This is a genomic window from Okeania sp. SIO2B9, from assembly GCF_010672505.1.
GTDB lineage: Bacteria > Cyanobacteriota > Cyanobacteriia > Cyanobacteriales > Microcoleaceae > Okeania > Okeania hirsuta.
In genome coordinates this window covers 1-3,530 of the sequence record NZ_JAAHGK010000826.1, presented here as the reverse complement: position 1 = coordinate 3,530, position 3,530 = coordinate 1, and the positions used below count along the sequence as shown (strand labels likewise).

Sequence of the window (3,530 nt, the reverse complement as noted above, 5' to 3'; positions counted from 1 at the left end):
TGTCTGTGGTTGAAACTTTGGAACAGTTACGAGGTTTTGCACCAGATACAAATATTTATAAAAGTCAACCACAAGACCTAGCAGTTTTGCTGTTAACTTCTGGCAGCACTGGGATACCTAAAGCAGTAATGCAGGAAAACAGCAAGCTATTGAGTATGTCTGCTGGTACAATTGCCATGAACCAATTTTCTAGTCAGGATGTGACTTTGAATTGGATGCCGATAGATCATGTGGGAGCATTGGTATTTCTGAGTATTATGGCAGTTGACCTAGGATGTCAGCAGATTCATGTACCGACACAATTGATATTGCAAAATCCACTCAAGTGGTTAGATTTAATTGACTGTTATCAAGCTACAATTAGCTGGGCACCAAATTTTGCATTTACTATGATTGGCGATCGCGCAGAAGAGGTTAAACAACGACACTGGAATTTGTCTTCCATGAGATTTTTAGTAAATGCAGGAGAAGCAATAGTTACTAAAACTGCTAGAAACTTTCTCAAACTTTTAAGTTATTATGGTTTATCGACTAAAGCTATTCATCCAGCTTTCGGAATGTGCGAGACTTGTTCGGGAATTACATGGTCTAATAGTTTTTCTCTGGAATCTTCATCTGATGAAGATAAGTTTGTTGAACTTGGTCTACCAATTGCGGGTACTTGTTTGAGAATTGTTGATGCAAATCAACAAGTAGTTGGTGAAGGAGTTGTTGGCTTTTTACAGGTAAAAGGTGCATCAGTCACATCAGGTTACTATCAAAATCCAACAGCAAATAAAGAAGTTTTTACAGTAGATGGTTGGTTTAATACGGGAGATTTAGGGTTTCTCAAGAATGGAAGTTTAACTATTACCGGACGACAAAAAGATGTAATTATTATCAACGGTTTAAACTACTATAGCCATGAAATAGAATCGGTGGTAGAGGAATTACCAGAAATAGAAGCTTCTTACACCGCAGCTTGTGCTGTGCGAGAAGCTAATAGTAATACGGATAAATTAGCGATATTTTTCAATAGTGAAAAAAACGAAGATAGAGAGTTATTATTTTTATTGAAAAATATTAGAGAACAGGTGATAAAACGTATGGGAATTAATCCAGATTATTTAATTCCTCTAGACAAAGACTTAATTCCCAAAACTTCTATTGGTAAGATTCAACGAACTCAACTCAGTCAAAAATTTGCCACAGGAGAATTCAAAGAAATTTTAAAGCGGGTAGATTTAATTACCGAAAATAACAACACAATTCCTGATTGGTTTTATCAAAAAATATGGGGACGAAAACAAGAAAATTATCAACCACAAAAATTAGCAAAAATCGGAGTAATTTTAGTATTTTTAGATGAATTAGGATTAGGTCAACAGTTTTGCCAAAAGTTAGAAAAAAATTCTCACCCTTATGTGGAAATAGAATTAGGAGAAACTTTTCAAAAAGTTAGTAATAATCACTATATAATTGCTCCATATATTCAAGAAAATTATCAAAAATTGTACGAATCTTTAGCAGCAGAAAATATCAAAATTGGAGCAATTATTCACCTGTGGCATTATGATAAATATACTGGAAAAATTACTGAACAGAAATTATAGAAACAGCACAACAAACAGGTATTTACAGTCTCTTATTCCTGCTACAAACTTTCGGTAATCAAAACCAAAATTATCCACTCCGACTGTTGTATGTTGCCAATAATAGTCAGTCTCTAAATCCCCAAGAAGCAATTTCCTATCAAAAAGCAACAGTACCAGGTTTACTAAAAACTATTCCCCAGGAAAACCCCCAGTGGCAATGTCGGCATCTAGACTTACCACAAAACTCATTAGAAGTCAATAGCGATCGCATCCTTCAGGAATTAACTATTGATGCTAAAGATTCAGAAGTTGCTTATCGAGATGGAGAGCGTTGGGTATCAGCTTTGGAGAAAATTGACCTACCTTCAAAACCTAAACAACCGTTACCATTCAAAGCAGGAGGAACTTACCTTATTAGTGGAGGTTTAGGAGGAATTGGTGTTGAAATTGCTAAGTATCTCCTGGAACATTATCAGGCTAAAGTGTTGTTATTAGGGCGAACTTCTTTACCAGATAGTAAAAGTTGGGAAAGTTATTTACAGCAAGGAGGTAAACTAGCAGAGAAAATCAAAGGTTACCAACAATTACAAAAATTAGATGGTGAGGTGATTTACCAAGGGATAGATATTGCAAATCAAAAAGCAGTGCAGGAGGTAGTACAGCAAACCTTGTCTGGATGGAACACTCAACAACTGGATGGGGTGATTCATCTAGCAGGGTTGATGCAAGAGCGTTTGCTGATAGAGGAAACACCAGAAAGTTTAGCTGAGGTGTTACGGCCTAAATTATTAGGAACTTGGGTATTACATCAATTGCCAGAATTGCAACCAAAGAGTTTGTTTATCAACTTTTCCTCTATTAATGGTTTCTTTGGTGGCACAACGGTGGGAGCTTATGCAGCAGCTAATAGTTTCTTGGATGCTTTCTGTTACTATCAACGCGATCGGGGTCAGTTACAGAGCTATTGTTTAGCTTGGAGTATGTGGGATGAAATGGGGATGAGTCGGGGTTATCAGATGAAGCAGTTAACTCAAGCTAAGGGATATTTAGCTGTGGGATTATCTCAAGGTATGTCTTCACTATTAGCTAGTTTATGCTACGACCAACCATACTTAATGGTGGGTTTGGATGGTAGTAATCTTAATATCCGCAGGTTTACTACTGTATCGGATACTCTGCAACAATTAACAGCTTACTTTACTACTAATGGTAAGGGTAAACCCAATGTGAGTGTTGTGGAACGTCAGGTACAGGATGCGGTGGGTAAACCTAGTAGTTATGCTGTAGTGGAGTTGGCAGAAATACCTTTAACTAAGGAAGGGGAAATTGATATAGATTTACTTTCTCAGAGTAATTTGGGTCGCTCTACTCAAGAAAGAGTGAAACCTAGAAATGAGACTGAGCGTCAAATTGCTCAAATTTGGCAGGAAGTGTTAGGGGTGTCCCAGGTAGGAGTTGATGATAATTTCTTTGAGCTGGGAGGTAATTCTCTATTGGCAACTCAGGTTATTTCTCGCTTGCGACAGACTTTTGAGAAGGAACTCAATTTAAAGCTTTTATTTGAGTATCCAACTATTATTGGTATAGCTCAAAACCTGGAAGTGCTGCGTCAAGTTGCTCAAAATCAGAGTATATTAACTTCTGAAACAGAAGAAAAGGAGAGGTTTCTTTTATAGAACCCCTGAGTGGATCTTTTAAAAGGAAGAAGGAAGAAGGAAGAAGGAAGAAGAGGGGAAAATATTACAAAAGGAGAAAAATGATAGATAAAAATATCTGAAATAAATTGAAGTAGCTATATTTTAAAATATTTTATGAAGTAAGGAAGAAGGAAGAAGAGGGAAAAATATTACAAAAGGAGAAAAATGATAGATAAAACTATCTGAAATAAATTGAAGTAGCTATATTTAAAAAAAATTATGAAGATAGACTTTTTTGTTTGTACCATTCTCTTTTAAA

Annotated in this window: 2 protein-coding genes; both read left to right on the top strand. The window is 36.1% G+C overall.

The features are described 5' to 3' along the window. On the top strand, positions 1–1,592 hold a 1,592-nt coding region (locus F6K13_RS24035; protein ID WP_287288608.1), incomplete at its 5' end, for an AMP-binding protein. Next, positions 1,586–3,250, top strand: coding sequence for an SDR family NAD(P)-dependent oxidoreductase (locus F6K13_RS24030; protein WP_339379667.1), 1,665 nt, complete (start codon positions 1,586–1,588; stop codon positions 3,248–3,250). The genes F6K13_RS24035 and F6K13_RS24030, both read left to right, overlap by 7 nt. Positions 3,251–3,530: the final 280 nt, after the last annotated feature.